The 20,335-nt window shown below is 64.0% G+C and carries 11 protein-coding genes; 9 read left to right on the top strand and 2 right to left on the bottom strand.

Annotated features, from left to right (window positions below; genetic code table 11):
* Positions 1–53: 53 nt before the first annotated feature.
* From APH35_RS01240 to arsH, 9 genes are all read left to right on the top strand, one after another.
* Entirely contained in the window at positions 54–806 is a 753-nt protein-coding gene (locus APH35_RS01240; RefSeq protein ID WP_012272694.1) for an efflux RND transporter periplasmic adaptor subunit, read from the top strand.
* On the top strand, positions 803–2,149 hold the full coding sequence (locus APH35_RS01235) for an efflux RND transporter periplasmic adaptor subunit (RefSeq protein ID WP_177335343.1): 1,347 nt from the start codon (positions 803–805) through the stop codon (positions 2,147–2,149). The genes APH35_RS01240 and APH35_RS01235 overlap by 4 nt, the downstream gene beginning before the upstream one ends.
* Positions 2,149–4,239: an HlyD family efflux transporter periplasmic adaptor subunit gene (locus tag APH35_RS01230; protein ID WP_060492486.1), complete on the top strand. Its 2,091-nt coding sequence runs from the start codon at positions 2,149–2,151 to the stop codon at positions 4,237–4,239. Before APH35_RS01235 ends, APH35_RS01230 begins: the two co-directional genes overlap by 1 nt.
* A gap of 94 nt (positions 4,240–4,333) precedes the next feature.
* On the top strand, positions 4,334–14,860 hold the full coding sequence (locus APH35_RS01225) for a VCBS domain-containing protein (RefSeq protein ID WP_060514068.1): 10,527 nt from the start codon (positions 4,334–4,336) through the stop codon (positions 14,858–14,860).
* Positions 14,861–14,897: 37 nt separating this feature from the next.
* Positions 14,898–16,406 (top strand): TolC family protein, encoded by a 1,509-nt coding sequence (locus tag APH35_RS01220; protein ID WP_012272698.1) that lies wholly within the window; start codon positions 14,898–14,900, stop codon positions 16,404–16,406.
* Between the two features lie 120 nt (positions 16,407–16,526).
* Positions 16,527–16,874: a metalloregulator ArsR/SmtB family transcription factor gene (locus tag APH35_RS01215; RefSeq protein WP_012272699.1), complete on the top strand. Its 348-nt coding sequence runs from the start codon at positions 16,527–16,529 to the stop codon at positions 16,872–16,874.
* A gap of 21 nt (positions 16,875–16,895) precedes the next feature.
* A complete protein-coding gene (locus APH35_RS01210) occupies positions 16,896–18,179 on the top strand; it encodes an arsenic transporter (RefSeq protein ID WP_060514067.1) in 1,284 nt (427 codons plus the stop codon).
* A 28-nt stretch (positions 18,180–18,207) separates the two neighbouring features.
* Positions 18,208–18,678: an arsenate reductase ArsC gene (locus APH35_RS01205; RefSeq protein ID WP_060514066.1), complete on the top strand. Its 471-nt coding sequence runs from the start codon at positions 18,208–18,210 to the stop codon at positions 18,676–18,678.
* Between the two features lie 13 nt (positions 18,679–18,691).
* On the top strand, positions 18,692–19,393 hold the full coding sequence (gene arsH / locus APH35_RS01200) for an arsenical resistance protein ArsH (protein WP_060514065.1): 702 nt from the start codon (positions 18,692–18,694) through the stop codon (positions 19,391–19,393).
* 54 nt (positions 19,394–19,447) lie between these two features.
* Here the strand turns inward: arsH and APH35_RS01195 are convergent, their stop codons facing one another.
* Both APH35_RS01195 and APH35_RS01190 read right to left on the bottom strand, forming a co-directional pair.
* Positions 19,448–19,738 (bottom strand): hypothetical protein, encoded by a 291-nt coding sequence (locus APH35_RS01195; protein ID WP_060514064.1) that lies wholly within the window; start codon positions 19,736–19,738, stop codon positions 19,448–19,450.
* A gap of 168 nt (positions 19,739–19,906) precedes the next feature.
* Positions 19,907–20,164, bottom strand: a complete 258-nt coding sequence (locus tag APH35_RS01190; protein ID WP_012272704.1) for a hypothetical protein — start codon at positions 20,162–20,164, stop codon at positions 19,907–19,909.
* Positions 20,165–20,335 lie beyond the last annotated feature (171 nt).

Here is a 20,335-nt window from a genome sequence, read left to right as displayed (position 1 = left end):
GCGTTGCAGCATTGTTGTTGCGTGTCCCGACGCCTCTCGACAAGGAACCGAGAATGCCCATACCCGTCGTTGCCCGTCATTGCCTGCCCATGCTGCTGGCCCTGACCAGCCTTTGTGCCTATGCCGAACAGGAGATACCGGCCGAGGGCACACAGCCGATCCGTGTACTGCTCGCCGCCGAGCTGGAAACCACCCTGTCCAGCCAGATGAACGGCACGCTGGGCGAATTGAAAACCAGCTTCGGTGAACGGGTGGCCAAGGGCGCGACCCTGGCCCGCTTCAACTGCAGCGAAGCCCAGGCACGGGGCAAGGTGGCGGTGGCCGAACTGGCCATGGCCCGGCAGAACCTGGAGGCCAAGAAGCAGCTGCGCAAGCTGGATGCCGTGGGCGATATCGAAGTGGCCGCCGCCAACACCGAAGTGCAGAAAGCCGACGGGGCGCGGGCCATGGGCGAGGCACAGATGAGTTACTGCCAGGTACAAGCGCCGTTCTCCGGCCATGTCGCCAAGGTCTACGTCAAGCCTTACCAGACGGTCAGCGCTGGCACGCCACTGTTCGACCTGGTCAGTGATGGCGCCTTGAAAGTGCGCTTGAATGTGCCCTCCAGCCAACTGAAGACACTCAGCCCCGGCCAAGCGCTGCAAGTGCAGGTGCATGAAACCGGCAAGACCTACCCGGCGAAAGTCAGTGTGATCAACGCCAGGGTCGACGCGGTGGCTCAGACCGTAGAACTGGAAGCACGCTTCGACCAGCCGTTCCCTGAGTTGATGGCGGGCATGAGCGGCACGGCGCGGTTCGCGCCATGACCATGAACCAGCCATTGCCCCACCCGCAGCTGTTGCTGCAACTGGACGCCTTGCGCGACAAGGCCATGGCCGCCGAGTCGTTGAATGCCCTTGCCTTCAGTATGGCCAACGACCTTTACCCGCTACTGCCGTTTCACCAAGCGCTGGTATTCAGGCAGGCCAAGGGGGCGCTCGAGCTGCTGTGCGTATCGGGCCTGGCGCGCCCCAGCGAAGACTCGCCCTACCTGGTCTGGCTCAAGCGCTCCAGCCGCTGGCTGGCTGAGCAGTTGACCGATCGAACACCTGCGTGGCTGACCCAGACCACGGCCACGCCCCCGCCAGACATTGCCGAAGGCTGGTCGGAATGGTGGCCGTCTGGCCTGCTCTGCGTGCCGCTGCATACGCAAGAAGGTGAACGCCTGGGCGTGCTGGTGCTGTTGCTCGAAGAAGCCCCGCCCGCTGCGCTGTACCAGCACCTGGACGGTCTGACCCGTACCTGGGCTTACTGCTGGAGCGCCCTGACCCGCCGCCAGCGCCTCGGCCGCTGGCGCCCGAGCCGCCGCCAGGTGCTGCTGGTCGCGCTGCTGTTCGGCGCCCTGCTGCTGGTGCCCGTGCGCCAGACTGCACTGGCGCCGGCGCAAATCGTTTCGCGCCAGGCGCAGATCGTCACTTCACCGATCGATGGGGTGATCAACCAGGTACAGGTACGCCCCAACCAACCGGTCGAGGCCGGTACACCCTTGTTCGCCCTGGACGAAACCACCCTGCGAAGCCGCGCCGATGTGCTCGGCAAAGAAGTTGCAGTGGCCGATGCCGAGCTTGTGGCCGCCAGCCAGCGCGCCTTCGACAACCCGCAAAGCAAGGGCGAACTGACCTTGCTGCAAGGCCGGGCCCAGCAGCGGCGCGCGGAGCTTGCTGCCGTACAGGCGCAGCTCAAGCGTACCCAGGTGCTGGCACCACGGGCCGGCGTGGTGGTATTCAGTGACCCCAACGACTGGCTCGGCAAACCTGTCTCGACCGGCGAACGGATCATGCAAGTCGCCGACCCTGCGCAACCGGCGATGCAGATTCAACTCGCCGTGGCCGATGCCATCGCCCTGGAGCCGGGTGCAGAAGTCACCCTGTTCCTCACCGCCTACCCGCTCAGCCCGCTCAAGGGCAAAGTCCTTGAAACCAGCTACCAGGCCAGGCCTGCCGACGATGGCGTAGTGGCCTACCGCCTGCTGGCCAGCATCGACGAGCATGCCGCGCATGCCCGCCTTGGCCTGCATGGCACAGCCAAGCTCTACGGCGAACGGGTGATACTCGGCTATTACCTGCTGCGCCGACCGTTGGCCAGCCTGCGGGCTTGGAGCGGCTGGTGATGCTCGATCCCGCCGACCTGCCATTGCCGCCGCTGCGCGAAGACCTGCGCCTGTGCGAAGCGGCCGACAACCGCGACGGCGAGCCTGCCTGGATGATCCACGACACGGTCATCAACCGCTTCTACCGCATCGGTTGGCTGGAATTCGAATGCCTGCTGCGCTGGGGCCAGTCGCCCCGCCAGATCAGCGCCCAAGTGTCACGCGACAGCGCACTGAACCCGGATGTGGAACAGGTGCTGGAGCTGCGTGCGTTTCTCGAACAACACCACTTGCTGCGCCCCGGCAGCGAGCAACTGGGCCGGCTGCAGGCGCAGAGCGAAGCGCGCACCTGGTCAAGCTGGCGCTGGTGGCTGCACCACTACCTGTTCTTTCGCATCCCGCTGCTGCGCCCGCAAGTGGCGCTGCAGCATTTGGCCAAAGCCCTGGGCTGGCTGTTCCACCCACTGACCGGCCTGTCGGTGGTCGCGCTGAGCTTGCTGGGCATCATCCTGGTGATGCAACAGTGGGACAGCTTCACCCATGCGGTGGTGGAGTCGTTCTCCAGCGAAGGGCTGTTGAGCTTCGCCCTGGCGCTGATCGTCGCCAAGACCTTGCATGAGCTGGGCCATGCATTGGTGGCCACACGCCTGGGGTTGCGGGTCGGGCACATGGGCGTGGCCTTTCTCGTGCTGTGGCCCATGCTGTACACCGATACCGGCGAAAGCTGGAAGCTCAAACGTCCCCGCCAGCGACTGGCGATCGCCTCGGCAGGCATCGCCACCGAACTGTCCCTGGCGGGCCTTGCAACCTTGGGCTGGGCGCTATGTGACGACGGCCCGCTGCGCAATGCCCTGCTGTACCTGGCGACCACCAGCTGGGTGTTGTCACTGGCGCTCAACGCCAGCCCGTTCATGCGCTTCGACGGCTATTTCATCCTCAGCGACCTGCTCGACTTTCCCAACCTGCACGAACGCGCTTCCGCGTTGGCACGGGTTGCCCTGCGGCGCAACCTGTTGGGGCTGCAGGAAGCGTGGCCAGAGCCGTTCCCTGTCGGGCAACGTCGGTTGCTGGTGGCATTCGCCTTCGCCACCTGGTTGTACCGCCTGGTGCTGTTTCTGGGTATCGCCGTGGCGGTGTACCTGTTCTTCTTCAAATTGCTGGGGATCGTTCTGTTCATGGTTGAAATCGCCTGGTTCATTGCCTTGCCGGTGAAGCGCGAGCTGAACCATTGGTGGCAGCAACGTACACGCATCCCGGGGCGGCGCAAGCAACTGTTCTACCTGGGCCTGGGGTTGGCCGTGCTGGCGCTGGCGATCCCTTGGCACAGCCAGGTGGATGCCGTAGGGGTGGCCCGCGCCGAGCATCAACTGCGGGTCTACACGCCCTACCCAGCGCGCCTGCAAACCCTGCGTGAACAGGGCCCGGTCAAGGCCGGCGAAGTGCTGGCAGTGCTCGACGAACCCGACCTGGACTCACGCCTGCGCAGCAGCGAAGCCACCGCCCGCAGTTATCAGGCACGCCTGTCCGGCCTGCTGGCCGACCCGGCCGGGCTGAGCGTGGACGCGGCCACCCAGCAACGCCTGAGTGTGCAAAACGAAGAGGCGCGTGCCGCACGCAACGAAATCGCCCGGCTTAACCTGCAAGCGCCGTTCGCAGGCACCTGGTTGGACCACGACCAGGACTTGCGCCCCGGCCAGTGGGTTAGTCGCCAGGAGCCCCTGGGCATCCTGATCGACCCCAGCCGTTGGCAGATCGATGCCTATGTGGCGCAGGACCAGGTTCACCACCTGGCCGTCGGCAACCCCGTACTGTTCTATCCCGAGGGGCAGGCCAGCGCTTTGCGCGGCAAGGTCCTGGCCATCGGCAGCACGCGCGCCAGCCAGCTGGCCCACCGCATGCTGTCTTCGCACTTCGGCGGGCCGGTACCAACCGGCTCGCAACCGCTGGTGCCCAACAACGCCATGTTCCAAGTACTGATCGCACTGGACGAGCCTCCTGCAAGCCTGCACGAGATGCGTGGCAGGCTGAAGATCGAAGGGCAGCGGCGCAGCGTACTAGGGGAACTGGGCACCTGGCTGGCATCGGTAGTGTTGCGCGAAAGCGGCTTCTGAACGACCGCACCGGCCATGCTTGCACCAGAATGGGAAGCGACTACGCTTGCTGAGATCCCGATTCTGGTGACGTTTCTGCGAGCAGGTATTCATCATGGACATGAAGAACAGAGCCGGTATCGGCGCTACCTTGCGCCCCCGGTCACAAACCCTGGCCCTCGAACAACGGATTCTGTTCGACGGTGCAGCCGCTGCCGCTGTCGACCAGCAGCACAGCGACCCCGGTCACGCCGAGGCCAAGGACACCAGCCACCCCGCCCCCACCGCCAGTGAAGCGCAAACCACCGCCGCACCCGCCGCCCAGCCGCGCAACCTGGTGGTGGTCGACGCCCGCGTGGAAAACCGCGACCAGCTCGTCGCCAACCTGCCGGCCGGCACCACCGCACTGGTCGTGGACGCAGGCCAGGACGCCATCGCGGCCATCAGCAATACCCTGGCGCAACTGGGCAAGGTCGATTCCATTCAGGTGTTCTCCCACGGCGCCGCTGGCCAGTTCACCCTGGGCAACCAGGTGTTCACCCAGCAATCCGTCGAGCAACTGGGCGAGCGCCTCAGCGCATGGCGCGGCGAACTCAATGCCGGGGCCGACATCCAGCTGTACGGCTGCGACGTCGGCGCCGGCAGCAGCGGCCAGGCGCTGGTTGACGAACTGGCGCGCTGGACCGGCGCCGATGTCGGCGCCTCGAACAATGCCACCGGCAGCCAATTGGCCGGTGGCGACTGGCGCCTGGAAGTGCGCAGCGGCGACGTGGACAAGACCATCGCCCTGGCCGCCTCCACGCTGACCAGCTTCCAGGGCCTGCTGGCCGATGCCAGCCCCACCGCAAGCCTTGGCAGCGGTGGCGCCGAAGTGCAGCTGGGCGAACAATTCACCTTTACCGTCAGCTTCACCAACCCCTCGACCCAGGAAGGCTACGCCCCTTATCTCGACCTGTTCATGCCCGCCACTGGCCGTGACGGCAACGATGGCGCCACATTCGTGTCCGCTACCTATCTGGGACAGGCGGTGAACAGCTTCGTGATCACCTTCGATGCCAACGGCAATGCCAGCCACCCGCTGGCCAAGGATGCCAGTGGCAATGCACTGGTAATCAATGCCGCCAGTGTCGGCATGAAGCCCGGTGACCAGATGGTGGTGCTGCAACTGCCTTACGCCAGCGTGACCAATGGCCAGCCCAGCATCGACATCCAGGTAACCGGGCTGTTGAGCAACCTGGCCGATACCAGTTACTCCGATGGCGCGCCCAACCTCACCATCAATGCCAGGGCCGGTTTCGAGTACGGCAACGACTCGCTGAACAACCCGGTTCAGGACCCAAGCCTGGTCGAAGCCTCGCTGCACAGCTTCATCATCACCCCCACCCTGCTCAAGGTCACGCAAACGGTCAACATGCCCGAAGGCGAAACCGTCACCGGCCCCAACTACACCCGCACCCAGACGGTCACCGTGACCCCGGCCCCCGGCCAGACCCTGACCAACGTCACCGTGACCCAGACGGTGCCCGATCAGGTCCATGTCAGCGCCATCACCCCAGGCCCCGGTGGCACACTGACGTCGGTCACCCTGCACGACGGCACGGTGCTGACCGACCCCGCACTGATCGCAGCAGCGTTGGCCAACCCCAACGCTTTCGTGGCCAGCTATGCCATTCACTACGACAGCCTGAGCGCCGCCAGCGAAACCCAGGTCAGCTTCTATGTGCCGGAAATCGACGCCAATGGCCGCCCAGTGCTCGACCCGACTACCGGCAACCCGGTCACCATCAATTTCGGGACCGCCAGCGTCACAGGCGGCTGGAACCCACTCGACCCGCGCGACCGCCCGCTGGACCCGGACGGCTACCCGTTCAGTGAAACCGGCAATGGCCAGGGCGTGACCTTCGTCGCCAAGTCGATCACCTTGCTCAAGCAAGTCGACCTGCAGAACGACGTCGGCAGCGTCGGCCTCACCCCCGGCGATACCCTGCGCTACACCATGGACGTGGCCATTTCCGACTTCTTCGCCTTCGGCGAAAACATCCTCGAGCAAGGCCAGTTCACCGTCACCGACCAGCTTGGCGACGGTTTGACGTTCAGCTCAGCCAACCCACCCACCCTGCTGCTGCAGGGCAACGGCACGTCGTTGAGCATCGCCCTGGTCTTTACCCAGACGGTGAACGCCGACGGCAGCACCACTTTGGTGTTCGACATTGCCGAATCCATTCGCCAGGCAATCGCCGGCCCCGGCGTGGCGGCCTTGTTCGGTGACCTCTACGACGATACCGAACAGAACGGCGCTACCGGCCTGCGCATCGTCTATGACGCTACTGTCGACACCACCTACACCACCGACCACCCGCCCCACGACCAACTCAACGAAGGCGACAGCGTGGGCAACAATGCCATCGTGGCCGCTACTGTGCTGCGCGATGCGTTGAACATCGGCGGCACCCAGACGGATGGTTCCAGCACCCTCAGCACCATCGAAACCTCCAACGTCGATATCGAGCTCACCCAGGTCAACGGCGGTAACCCGCCCGCCAACGGTGAGCTGCGCCCAGGCGATGTGGTGACCTTCACCATCAGCTACGACTTGCTGATAGCCGACTACGAGAATTTCAAGCTTACCGCCTACCTGCCGCTGCCATTGCTGGATGCCAGCGGCATCAGCTGGAGCTTCGGCACCGGTGTCGGGCAATGGAGCATCGGCAGCGGCAACACCATTCTGGACGTGCCGGACAGCGTCACCACCGGCCCCGGAAACTCCATCGTCTTCGACTTCGGCAACTACGCCTCCGGCGGCCTCAATGGCGGCACGGTGCAAGTGCGCTTCACCATGGTGGTCGGCGACCAGCCGTTCGCCGACCAGCGTGAACTCGACGTGCTGGCGCAATCGAGCCAGACCACCACGGTGGACAAAACCGTGCTCGTCTCCTCGGACGTGGCGGTGATCGAGTCGGTGGCCGAACCGGTGCTGGACATCAAGCACGGGGTTGTCTCCAGCAGCAACGGCACGGTCACCGGCACCACGGGCAGCTGGAACGCACCCGGCACCAGCGGCGTGCCGTTCGGCGGCAGCGTCACCAGCCTGGCGGCGGTGGACGGCAACGTCAGTGGCATCGACGGCGCCGACACCCTGCGCCTGGCCACCGCCCTCAAGAACACCGGTGGCGGCGGTGCCTACGATGTCAGCACCAGCATCACCCTGCCCACCGGGCTTGCCTTTGTCGGTGGCAGCCTGGCGGCGGCCAACCTGCAAATCTACCGTGGCGACGGCACCTTGCTGGTGGCCGGCACCGACTACAGCGTCAACGGCAGCACCATCACGTTCCTCGACGCCAATGGCCAGGCCACCCTCCTGGCTGGCCGTGCAGGCACCGCCAGCGACTTGTCCGGTGCCAACGTGGTGGTCATCACCTACGACGTCACTGTCAACGACGCGATCCTCGCCTCCAGCACCCTGCAAAGCAGCGCAGCGCTGACCAACTACGCCAGCGTCAATGGCGGCCAGGACTTCACCCCAACCGACCTGGTGGAAGTCGCCAACCAGCAGGTCGCCGCCCCTGGCATCAGCAAAACCTACCAGAACGGCAGCCTCAGCGACGATGATTCCAGTGCCGCGCACACCACCGGCAGCAACCTGGTGGTCGGCGAAAGCATGACCTACGACATCGTCATCACCTTGCCCGAAGGCGTGACCAGCAACCTGCGCCTCAACGACCTGATCCCGCCCGGCCTGCGCCTGGACCCACGCTTCAATGGCAACCTCGGCTACCAGCTGATTACCACGGTGGCCGGCAGCGCGGCGCTGACCGCAGACTTCAATGGCAGCGTCAGTATCAACCCGCTCACGCCGGACGGCAGTGACGGTGCCGACCTGCAACTGGTGTTCAGCAGTGCCGGTGCCAACGCCGACAACGTAACCGGCAACAACAGCTTCGTCATCCGCCTGGTACTGGTGGCCAGCAACGTGACTGGCAACCAGCAAGGCACCACGCTGAACAACGGGGCGCAACTGGTATACAGCGACCCCGACGGCGATACCCCCAATGGCGCCACGCCGGTAGAGCGCAACGTGGTCAGCGCACAGCAACCGAGCGTCACCATCGTCGAGCCGACGCTGACGGTGACGCAACAGATCACCTCTACGCCGGTGTTCGGAGGTTACGAAGACGGCGACGTGGTCACCTTCGAGATCGTCATCACCAACACTTCGGGTACCAACGCCTTCGATATCAGCCTGCTCGACGGCCTGCCCACCGAACTCTCTGGCGTCAGCATTACCGGCATTACCTACAGCGGTGGTGCGACCAACAATGGCGGCGCGGACTTCATCATCCAGGGTGGCCAACTGATCAGCGTCAGCGGGGCCAATATCGACATCGCCAACGGCGGTCGCATCGTGCTGCAACTGACCGGCACCGTGAACGCCACGGCAGCCGGTGAAGCGGCCTTTGCCAACGCCGTGGAGGTGCGCTGGACCAGCCTTGACGGCAGCAGCAATGCGATCGACACCGTCAATGGCGAACGCAGTGGCGAAGATGGCCTGCTCAATGGCGGCAGCCTGAACGATTACCGACTGGCATCGTTGCTCACCTTCCAGGTCAGCAACGGCGTGCGCATCTCTCGGGTAGGCGGCGTCACCGACACGCCCCCCGCCACCAACAGCAGCGGCGTGACCGACACCAGCGGTGTTTCCGAGACTGTGGTGGTCGGTGAAATCGTGCGCTATCGCGTGGCTGTGCTGGTGCCCACCGGCGACAACCCTGACTACCAGATCCGCATCGAACTCGCCGCAGGCCTGGAGTTCATTCCCGCCAGCCTCAACAACATCCTCATCGCCTTCCTGTCCAACACCCCTACCGGGCTGACCACCGATGCCACCAACCTGATCAGCAGCGGCACCTTGAGCATGCCGGGCAACGAGCTCAGCGATGTGGCGCAAGGCATCAACCCAGATCTGTCCGGCGCCGTACCGACCGGGGTGTTCGACATCAACAATGGGCGGCTGGTCATTACCACCCATGCAGATGGCAGCCAGACCGTCACGTTCAGCCTGGGCAACCTGATCAACAACGAAATCAACGACCCCGATGTCGAAGGCGTGGTGCTGGAATTCAACGTGCGCGTCAGCAACGTGGCCAGCAACCAGGCCGGTGCCAACCTGGGCGTGTCGGCCCACGAACACGTCGGCCTCAACGGCGGCGTGGACAGGGGCAAGAGCGACACCCTGTTCGAGCGGGTGGTCGAGCCCAGCTTCGTCAACCTGGACAAATCGGTCATCGACGTCAGCCCAGGCAACGGCACCACCAACGCCACGGTTTCGGTAAGCTTCACCCAGAACGGTGACGTGCCCGCCTACAACACTCACCTGGCCGACCAGTTCCCCAACGGCAGCAACTACCAGGTACAAAGCATTCTGCTAAACGGCGCGGCCCTGGACCTGGCCAACCTGCCGGCAGGCGTCAGCTTCAGCGACGGTACGGGGATTTCACTGGACTTCGATCGCCTGGCGCCAGGCGACACCGTGCAGGTGATCTACACGGTCACCCTGCCCAACGTCACCATCGCCGACAATGCTGCCAGTTCTGCGGTACTGACCTGGACCAGCCTGCCCACCGACTTCGAGAACAACGGCTGGGGCGGCTCGCTGCCCGCCATCGCCGGTGGCGCCACCGGTGAGCGCAACGGCCAGGACGGTGCCAACGGCCTGAACAACTACGTGCTCAGCGAAGGGGCTGGCATGGGCGTGATCCAAGGCACGCTATGGGACGACACCCGCAGCGCCACCGACAGCGTCACCCCCGATGGCCCAGGCCTGGACGGCATCGACGTGACCCTGACCTGGGCCGGAGACGACGGCCAGTTCGGCACCGCTGACGATCGCACCTTCACCACCGTTACCGCCAATGGCGGTTTGTACCAGTTCGCCCTATTGCCCTCGGGCAGCTACCTGGTGGCCGTGGCGCAAGACCATCAAGCAGCGGCGAACAACAACTTCCGGTTACGCATCGACAGCGATACCGGCACTGCCGCGAGCGGGCTTGGCGGCATCAACCTGGCCTTGGGCGAAGGCTCGACTGGCACCGCCGATGCCGGCTACGTGCACCTGAACGAAGCCCCGGTCAACACCGTGGCCGACCAACAGGGGCTGGAAGACACGGTGCTGCACCTCACGGGGCTGGCCATCAGCGACGTGGACGTGAATGCTGGCAATGCCGACGGGGTCATGACCATTACCCTGTCGGTACTCCACGGGGTGCTCTGGCAAAGCGCCACCCCACCGGCAGCCAATGCCACACCACCGGCCGGTGCCGGACGCAGCCTGGTACTGACTGGCACCCTGGCCGAGTTGAACGCACTGCTCGCGCAGCTTTATTACAAAGGCGACCAGGACTTCAACACCGCACGCACCGCCGAAACCCTGACCATGGTCACCAACGACCAGGGCAACTACGGCGACCACCCGCTCAACGGCGACGGTATTCCTGGGCAAAACCCGGTCGATGCCCTGACCGACACCGACGTGATGAACATCATCATCACCCCGGTCAACGACGCGCCCATCGCCAACGCCGACCTGGCGATCGCGGTGGAGGCCGGCGGTTTCAACAACGGCGACCCGGGCGTGAACCCGACCGGCAACGTGCTGCTCAATGACACCGACGTCGATATCCAGACCAACGGCGACGTGCTTACCGTCACCCGCATTGCCAACAACCTCACGCCAGGGGGTGTGGCGGTGGGCGACAATCTCGTCACAGTCTTGCAGGGCCTCTACGGCACCTTGGTCATGCGGCCCAATGGGGGCTTCCAGTACATTGTCGACAACGACAACCCCGCTGTGCAGGCGCTGCGCACCGCTGGCCAGTTCATCAGCGAGTTCTTCAGCTACGACATCGTCGACACCGGCGGCCTGGGCAGCAGCGCGGTGCTGCAGATCAACATCCACGGTGCCAACGACACGCCGATCGCCCACGGCGACGTCGCCACTGCCATCGAAGCCGGGGGCACCAACAACAGCACACCGGGCCAGGACGCAGTCGGCAACGTGCTGGACAACGACACTGACGTGGACTCCCCAGCGCTGGGCGAAACCAAGCATGTCACCACCCTACGTTTCGACGGCCCGGGCGGCGGGCGCATCATCCCCCTGCCCAGCGGTGGGTCGACCACCATGGTGGCCAATTTTGGCACCCTGACCCTCAACACCGACGGCAGTTACCGCTACGTGGTCGACAACAACAACGCTGCCGTCCAGGCGCTGTCCCCCGGCCAGACCCTGGTCGAACAGTTCAGCTACCAGATGGCCGATACTGATGGCCTCAGTTCCATCAGCGTGCTGGTTATCACCATCCAGGGTGCCAATGACGCGCCGGTGGCCGTGGACGACCATGGCACCGCCACCGCCGGTGCCAGCGATGGCAGCCCAGCACCGGTCAATGCCAGTGGCAACGTGATCACCGGCAACGGTGGCGTGGGCGCAGACACCGACGTCGACAACCTTGACCAGCCGACCGCCACCCAGCTCAAGGTCGACGGTGTGCGCAGTGGCCTGGAAAGCACCGGGGGTGCACTCACCCCGGTCGGCGCCGGCAGCCCCGCAGCCATCGACGGCAGCGTGGCCCGGCTGGCCGACAACAGCCTGATCAGCGGCAACTTCGGTCAGCTCATCCTCAACCAGGACGGCACCTACACCTTCATCGTCAACAGTGCCGACCCTGCCATACGTGCCTTGGCGGCCGGGCAAAGCCTCGACGTGATCTTTACCTACCAGATCCACGACAGCGGCGGGCTGACGGACCAGGCGCAGCTGGTGATCACCGTCACCGGGGTCAACGACCCACCCGTGGTCAACGCCGTCAGCATCGACGCCATCGAAGCCGGCGGCCTGAACAACGCCATCGCCGGCGTCGATCCCAGCGGCAACATCAGTGCTGCCTACAGCGACCCCGACGGCGATACCCTGAGCATCAGCGGCGTGCTCAGCCCAACGGGGGTGACAGGCATTCTCGGGCAACCACTGGCGGGCAACTACGGCAGCCTGGTCCTGGATAGCCAGGGCAACTACCGCTACGTGGTAGACAACGCCAACAGCGCCGTGCAGGCCCTGCGTACCGATGCCGACCGGCTCACCGAGGTATTCCAGTACAGCGTCAGCGATGGTAACGGCAAGACCGTCACCGCCACCTTTACCGTGGTCATTCACGGTCGCAATGACACGCCGATCGCCGCCAATGACAGCGCCATCGCCGTCGAAGCCGGTGGCGTGAACAACGGCACGCCAGGCCAGGCCGGCAGCGGCAATGCCCTGGGCAATGACCTTGATGTGGACGCCGGTGACAGCAAGACGCTGGATGGTGTTTACCTGGGCACCCTCGCCGCCGGCGGTACGTTCGTCCAGGTTGGCGCGGGCGCCACGCAGGTCGCCGGTAGCTACGGCACTTTGAGCATCGATGCCAACGGCAATTACGTCTACACCGTCAACGACAGCCTGGCGGCCGTACAGGCTCTCAAGGCCGGCGAAAGCCTGGTTGAAACCTTCAGCTACCGCATGCACGACACCGAAGGTGCCAGCTCCCAGGCACAAATCACCATCACCATCGAAGGGCGCTACGACACCCCCGTGGCCCATGATGACCTGGCGTACGCGGTGGCCACCGATGACGATGGCAATGGCGGGCGCAACCCCACCGGCAATGTGCTGAACAACGACACTGACGTGGATGCCAATGACAGCAAGACCGTCACCGCCGTGGGTGTGGGCGAGGAAAGCAGCAACCCGACGCTCGACCCGCTGACCGGCAGCGCCACCGTCACCACCAACTACGGCACCCTGACCCTCAATGCCGACGGCAGTTACCGCTTCGTGGTCAACTCCAGCGACCCGGACATCATCGCACTCGGCCCGTTGGGCTTCGTCATCCAGCGCTACACCTACCAGGTCACCGACGGCGGCGGCCTGAGCGACACCGCGACCCTCTTCGTGCTCATCCGCGGTGAAAACCAGCCACCGGTGGCCAACCCTGACCAGGGCCTGGCCATCGAAGCCGGCGGCCTGGACAACGCCATCCCCGGCAGCAACCCGTCCGGCAACGTGATGGAAAACGACAGCGACCCCGACACCATCAACATCATCGTGCCGGAAACCCTCGAAGTGCTGGCGTTCTGGAGCGGCGACGGGCCATTGCCAGGCAGCCCCACCGCAGTCGGGCAAACGTTGCGCGGCCAGTACGGCGACCTGACCCTGAACGCCGACGGCAGCTGGAGCTACGTGCTCGACAACAGCCTGGCGACGGTGCAGGCACTGCGTGTCAGCGGCCAAACCCTGGTGGACAACTTCACCTACCTGCTCACCGACCTCTGGGGCGGCACCGCCAACGGCCTGCTGAGCATTACCATCGACGGCCGCAACGACGTCCCGGTAGCCCACGATGACACCGCCATCGCCGTGGAAGCCGGCGGTGTGAACAATACCGGCGCGGGGGTAGACCCGCGCGGCAACGTGCTGGACAACGACACCGACGTGGACGGCGTGCAGTACGGTGAGAGCAAGACCGTGCTGCAGTACAGCGCCGAAAACGGCCAGACCGCCAGCGCAGGCCAGCTGCTGCAAGGCCTGTATGGCACCCTGCTGATCAGTGCTGACGGCAGTTACCAATACCTGGTCGACAACACCAACCCCATCGTGCAGGCCATGCGCAGTGCGAACGAAACATTACGCGAAGTGTTCACCTACCGCATGCGCGATACCGCTGGCGCCACCTCCGAGGCACGTCTGAGCGTGACCGTCCAGGGGGCCAACGACAACCCGGTGGCCCGCGATGACAGCAACACTGCCAGTGACCAGGTACCAGCGCCGCACACCAGCGGTAACGTGCTGCCCAACGACAGCGACGTGGACGGCGGCGATAGCCTGACCGTCACGGGTATCCGCAGCGGCCAGGAAGGCGCCAGTGGCACTGCCGGTGTCATTGGCCAACCCATCGCCGGCCGCTACGGCACCCTGGTGCTCAATGCCGACGGCAGCTACACCTACACCATCGACCTGAGCAACCGCGAGGTGCTGGCGGCGGCGGGCCTGGGGCAAGTGCTCCAGGACTATTTCACCTACACCGTCAGCGACCTGGCCGGTGCAACCGACCAGGCCCAGCTGACCATCACCCTGGATATTTCCACGCCTTACATTCCACCGGGGCCGTACCTGGACCGCGACAGCCAGGAAAGGTTGGGCGGCTTGCCGCTGCCGGAGGTTACGCCAGCGATCTACGTCACGCCGGTGGTGGAACAGATCAACCAGTCCCTGACCCTGTCGGCCTGGGGAGCCGATGGCAGCAACGTTCAATTGTTCGCCACACCCGAAATCGAAAGCCAGTCCCTCGGCGCCCAGCTTGGCCTGGTCAACGGCCAGTTCGTCGCCAAGGCAGTGGCCGCCAGCCGGTTGGCCAGCGAGGAGGACAAGGACTGGGTCGACGGCCGCCAGGGCGTCATCAGCCTGAGTGCCGATGGCCTGTTGCCAGACCCGTCACTGTGGGCACCTCTGCCTCGTGACATGGCGCCTGAACAACGCGCGCAGCCGGCGAACGGCTTCCGCGCACAATTGCGCGAAGCCGCGCAGCGTCGCGGTAGCAACGCACCATGACGCCGATGTCTCATCACGGATTGAACAAGGACAGCCTATGCCCGTATCGACATTGAAAAGCCTGAGCACCGTCACAGCCCTCGGCCTGCTGCTCGGCGCCTGCTCGGCCTTCGAGCCCAAGCCCTACAGTGAAGACGAAATGCGTCAGCGGGTCATCGAGGACCAGGCGCGCATGTACAAGGAACAGGAACCGGTCAACGGGCCGATTACCTTCTACGAAGCGTCGGCGCGGGCCCTGAAATACAACCTCGACTATCGCCTGAAACTGCTGGAGAGCGCCCTGGCCTCGGACCTGCGCGATGTTTCCAGCCACGAGATGCTGCCGCGCCTGGTCGCCTCCGCCGGCTACGCCGGGCGCAACAACGATTCCGGCGGCACCTCGATCGGCATCGAAGACCGCCAGGTCAGCTTGCGCCCATCCACCTCCGAGGAGCGCTACCGCACGCTTTACAGCCTCGGCCTGTCATGGAGCCTGCTGGACTTCGGTGTTGCCTACTTCCGCACCCAGCAAAAGAACGACCAGATGCTGATGGCCGAGGAACGCCGGGAAAAGGTGGCGCAAAACGTCCTGCAGGACGTGCGCAACGCCTATTGGCGTGCCCTCGGTGCGCAACGCCTGCTGCCGGAAGTGGACGGCCTGCTGATGCGTACCCACCGTGCCCTGACCTCTGCCCGTGAAGCCGAGGGCCGTGGCCTGCTGCCGCGCCAGGACATCCTCGCCTACCAACGCGCCCTGCTCGACTCGGTGTACATGCTCACCGTGCGCCGCCAGGACCTGGAGTTCGCCCGCGCCGAACTGGCCGCGCTGATGTCGCTGCCGCCGAACACCCGCATGGTGCTGGCCGACACCAACGAGCAGCCGCTGCCACTGCTCAACGGCAACATGGAAAAACTCGAACGCCTGTCGTTGGAGCGCCGCCCGGAAATCATGGAAGAGTGGTACCGCAAGCGCGTGAGTATGAACGACCTGAAGATCGCCAAGGCCCAGTTGTGGCCCAACGTGAGCTTCAACTACGGCTACGAGTACGACTCCAACAAGTACCTGTACAACAGCGACTGGAACCAGACCGGCATCAATGTCTCGCTGAACCTGCTGCGCCTGCTGCAATACCCCGACATCACCGCTGCGGAAAAAAGCCAGGAAAAGACCGACGACATGCGCCGCACGGCGTTGTCCATGGCCATCCTCACCCAGGTCCGCGTGGGCCTGCTGCGCTACCAGCTGGCCCGCCAGGAAGTGGACTTCGCCGACGAAAGCCTGCGCGTCGATCAAAGCCTGCTGGACTACGCCCGTTCCTCGCGCAGCGCCGCATTGGGTAGCGAGCTGGAACTGATCCGCGCCGAAGGCCGCCTGCTGCTGTCACGCTACCAGCGCGAGGCGGCCTACTCCGATGCACAGGCCGCCTGGGGGCGGTTGTACAACTCGGTTGGCTTTGAAGTGATGCCCAAGGAAATCGAGCAGCATGATGTGAAGACCTTGGCGCGGGAGATCCAGCGAACGGTCGAGCAGCAGAGCCAGGAAAACCTGATATCCGCTGCAAAGTGACCGACCGGCGCAGGTTATCCTGCGCCAGTGGGTGACCCTCGCCTGAGCTTCAGCCAAGCTGCGCTTGCACCAAACATATGGATAAACGTATATTCGCTTTTCCATATGTCTGGTGCTGCCATGATCACTCCACCTGAAGTTTTCAAAAGCCTGTCAGACGAGACTCGCGCTCGTGCCACCCTGCTGATCGCCAGTCTGGGGGAGTTGTGCGTCTGCGAACTGATGTGCGCGCTGGACGACAGCCAACCCAAGATCAGTCGCCACCTGGCGCAACTGCGCAGCAACGGCATGTTGCTGGATCGCCGCCAGGGCCAGTGGGTGTATTACCGCCTGAATCCACAGTTGCCCGCCTGGGTACTTGAAATGTTGCAGGTCACCCTGCAGGCCAATTCGCAGTGGCTGGCAGACAATTCCCTTCGCTTGAAGAACATGGACGGGCGCCCCGTTCGTGATTCCGCCTGCTGCTGATCCTCACCAAGCGAGATGTTCATGCTGGTCGCCATTGCTGTCTTCGTCCTCACCCTCACCCTCGTCATCTGGCAGCCAAAGAGGCTTGGCGTCGGCTGGAGTGCCGCGCTGGGTGCCGTCATTGCCTTGCTGGCTGGGGCGGTTTCCCTGCACGATATCCCCACCGTGTGGGCCATTGTCTGGAACGCTACCGCCACCTTCATCGCCGTCATCATCATCAGCCTGCTGCTCGATGAAGCCGGCTTCTTCGAATGGGCCGCGCTGCATGTTGCGCGCTGGGCAAACGGCAGCGGCTATCGCCTGTTCGCCTTCAGCGTGTTGCTCGGCGCCGCCGTGTCGGCGCTGTTTGCCAACGATGGCGCGGCGCTGATTCTTACGCCAATCGTCATGTCGATGCTGCTCGCATTGCGCTTCTCGCCTGCTGCGACACTGGCCTTTGTCATGGCTGCGGGCTTTATTGCCGACACGGCGAGCCTGCCGCTGGTGGTCTCCAACCTGGTCAACATCGTCTCGGCCGATTACTTCGGCCTGGGTTTCACCGAATATGCCTCGGTAATGGTGCCGGTGAATATCGCCAGCGTGGCAGCCACCCTGGTGGTGCTTTTTCTGTTTTTCCGCCGTGACATCCCAAGGCGGTATGCACTCGATGCGCTGAAGAAACCGAGCGAGGCGATTGTCGACCGCGCCACCTTCAAAGTCGGAATGTGGGTACTGGTGGCACTGCTTACAGGCCTGTTCGCCTTGGAGCCGCTGGGTATCCCGATCAGTGCGGTGGCCGCAGCCTGTGCCGCCGCTCTGTTCGCCGTCGCTGCTTACGGTCACCGTATTTCAACGCGTCGCGTGCTGCGAGAGGCCCCGTGGCAGGTGGTGATCTTCTCGCTCGGGATGTATCTGGTGGTGTATGGCCTGAAAAACGCCGGCCTCACCGACATGCTCACTCACCTGCTCGACCGGCTTGCGCAACAAGGCCTATGGAGTGCTGCCATCGGCACCGGCCTTGTTTCGGCGCTGCTGTCCTCGGTGATGAACAACATGCCCAGCGTTCTGGTCGGCGCCTTGTCGATCCAGGCCAGCGGCGCAGAGGGCCTGATACGTGAGGCGATGATCTACGCCAACGTCATCGGCTGCAACCTCGGTCCGAAAATCACCCCGATAGGCAGCCTCGCCACGCTGCTTTGGCTGCATGTGCTGGAGCGCAAAGGCATGCGCATCACCTGGGGTTACTACTTTGCTGTCGGCCTCCTGCTGACCCTGCCGGTTTTGCTGATCACCCTCTCGGCCCTGGCACTGCGCCTGAGCCTCTGACGTCCGCCATCAAACCGAGGAACCCTCCATGCGAGTCCTGTTCATGTGCACGGCCAACAGCTGCCGCAGCATCCTTTGCGAAGCGCTGTTCAACCACCTGGCGCCGCCCGGTTTCGAGGCAGTCAGCTCCGGCAGCTTTCCCAAGGGGCAGGTTTTACCCCGCAGCCTGACCACACTTCAGCACGCCAACATCTCGACCAAAGGCCTGACCAGCAAAGGCAACGATGCTTTCGAAGATAATCCGCCGGACATCGTCATCACCGTGTGCGACAAGGCTGCCGGCGAAGCCTGCCCGGTGTATTTCGGCCCTGCACTGAAGGCGCATTGGGGGTTGGAAGACCCCTCCGATGTGAAGGGGGACGAGGCGTCGGTCGACGCGGCTTTCCGCGCCACTCTGGCCCGCATCGAGTACCGTTGCCAGGCCTTCTTCGCTCTGCCTTTCGGCACCCTCGACCGCGAGCAGCTCAAGCATGAGCTGGACCGCATCGGCACGCTCTGAGCAGGAGGAATACATGTCCGAGCAACTGCCTAACCTCGACCTCACGCTGTTCGACCTGCCGCCAGCGGCAGCCGGAACCTGCGAACACAAACCACGCATCCTGCTGCTGTACGGCTCGACCCGCGAGCGCTCTTTCAGTCGCTTGCTGGTGGAGGAAGCCGCGCGCCTACTGGAGCACTTCGGAGCCGAAACCCGCACGTTCGACCCATCAGGCCTGCCGTTGCCTGATGATGCGCCCGTGGAGCACCCCAAGGTGCAGGCACTGCGGGAACTGGTGCTGTGGTCGGAAGGCCAGGTGTGGTGCTCGCCGGAGCGTCATGGGGCGATGTCCGCCGTGTTCAAGGCGCAAATCGACTGGATCCCCCTGGCGCTGGGTGCGGTGCGCCCAACCCAAGGCAAGACCCTGGCCGTGATGCAGGTGTGTGGCGGTTCGCAGTCGTTCAACGTAGTCAACCAGCTACGCGTCCTGGGCCGTTGGATGCGCATGTTCGCCATCCCCAACCAGTCGTCGGTACCCAAGGCCTATCTGGAATTCGATGACGCCGGGCGCATGAAACCTTCGCCGTATTACGATCGCGTGGTTGATGTGATGGAAGAACTGGTGAAGTTCACCCTACTGCTGCGCGACCGCCAGGCGTATCTGGTGGATCGTTATTCGGAGCGCAAGGAAAGCGCCGAGCAGCTATCTGCCCGCGTCAATCAGCGCTCAATCTGACGCGTTCCGTTCGCACCGGAGTGGTTATCCCACCCCGGTGCGCATGAGCACCGATTAGCGGTCTTTGTCCCACTGCGGTTTATCGGTTTGCGATTGCTGGCCGCCCATGCGGTCTTTATCCGTCACATTCTGCTTGTCGGTCCCGCGGTGTTCAGGGCTGCCTCCCTTGCTGCCAGTATCACTAGCGCGGTCTCCTTCCCTGTTCATCTTGTCGTCAGGTTTTTGTCCGGTTTGGCTACCGCCACCCAAGCCTTGACCAGCTTGTTGGCCAGCACCCGCGGTGTTGTTGCCCGCACCGGTGTTGGTATTGCCCTGATTGCCGCCCTTGTCTTGATTGTTAGCCATGATCGCTTACCTCAAGTCACACACAGAAAGGCCTGTGTGTTTGTACGACTGTGGGTTTGCTGGCGTGGGTGCATCTATTCCCGACGTTTCCGATGAGCGATACCAAATGCAGTGACTTGATACTGAGCCACGCTAAATACCGATGCGCCGCTGGATCGAATCCGGCGTCTACGGGTAGTGATGGGGATACCGTGCCATGTCGCTTTCCAGCTTGTCCGCGTCCGCTGCCCGCTTGCGCACCTCGGCGTAGAAAAGTTGGCATTGGTTCTGAAACCTTGTGAAATCTCGCTTGGCCGTGTCAACGGCTGCGCTCAGGTCACTCCCCTTCAGGCCTTCGACAAGTCGCTGTGACGAGGTATACGTTTGCCAGCAGGCTTCAACCTGCTGCAGGCCTTTTTCAAGGGCCTGAGTTTCGATGGTCGCCATCGGTGCACCCTCTTGGGACCGAATCTGGTCCGCCGGTGTGAATCGCCAGAGCGACGATAGCAGGATGAAAGCCCATTACGGCGGGCTTCGGCTGAAAGGGTAGTCTATTTCGGCGTAGCCGCGTGGATGTTCTGGCTTGAACGAGCGCAAGCCAGACAAGCGATCGGGGCC

The organism is Pseudomonas sp. NBRC 111132 (genome assembly GCF_001320565.1).
Lineage (GTDB): Bacteria > Pseudomonadota > Gammaproteobacteria > Pseudomonadales > Pseudomonadaceae > Aquipseudomonas > Aquipseudomonas putida_P.
This window is presented reverse-complemented; position numbering and strand designations above follow the sequence as displayed.

What these genes read in the sequence shown, in the direction of transcription:
- APH35_RS01240 (WP_012272694.1), top strand. Translation starts at nt 54, where the DNA reads ATGCCCATACCCGTCGTTGCCCGTCATTGCCTGCCCATGCTGCTGGCC.
- APH35_RS01235 (WP_177335343.1), top strand. Translation starts at nt 803, where the DNA reads ATGACCATGAACCAGCCATTGCCCCACCCGCAGCTGTTGCTGCAACTG.
- APH35_RS01230 (WP_060492486.1), top strand. Translation starts at nt 2,149, where the DNA reads ATGCTCGATCCCGCCGACCTGCCATTGCCGCCGCTGCGCGAAGACCTG.
- APH35_RS01225 (WP_060514068.1), top strand. Translation starts at nt 4,334, where the DNA reads ATGGACATGAAGAACAGAGCCGGTATCGGCGCTACCTTGCGCCCCCGG.
- APH35_RS01220 (WP_012272698.1), top strand. Translation starts at nt 14,898, where the DNA reads ATGCCCGTATCGACATTGAAAAGCCTGAGCACCGTCACAGCCCTCGGC.
- APH35_RS01215 (WP_012272699.1), top strand. Translation starts at nt 16,527, where the DNA reads ATGATCACTCCACCTGAAGTTTTCAAAAGCCTGTCAGACGAGACTCGC.
- APH35_RS01210 (WP_060514067.1), top strand. Translation starts at nt 16,896, where the DNA reads ATGCTGGTCGCCATTGCTGTCTTCGTCCTCACCCTCACCCTCGTCATC.
- APH35_RS01205 (WP_060514066.1), top strand. Translation starts at nt 18,208, where the DNA reads ATGCGAGTCCTGTTCATGTGCACGGCCAACAGCTGCCGCAGCATCCTT.
- arsH (WP_060514065.1), top strand. Translation starts at nt 18,692, where the DNA reads ATGTCCGAGCAACTGCCTAACCTCGACCTCACGCTGTTCGACCTGCCG.
- APH35_RS01195 (WP_060514064.1), bottom strand. Translation starts at nt 19,738, where the DNA reads ATGGCTAACAATCAAGACAAGGGCGGCAATCAGGGCAATACCAACACC.
- APH35_RS01190 (WP_012272704.1), bottom strand. Translation starts at nt 20,164, where the DNA reads ATGGCGACCATCGAAACTCAGGCCCTTGAAAAAGGCCTGCAGCAGGTT.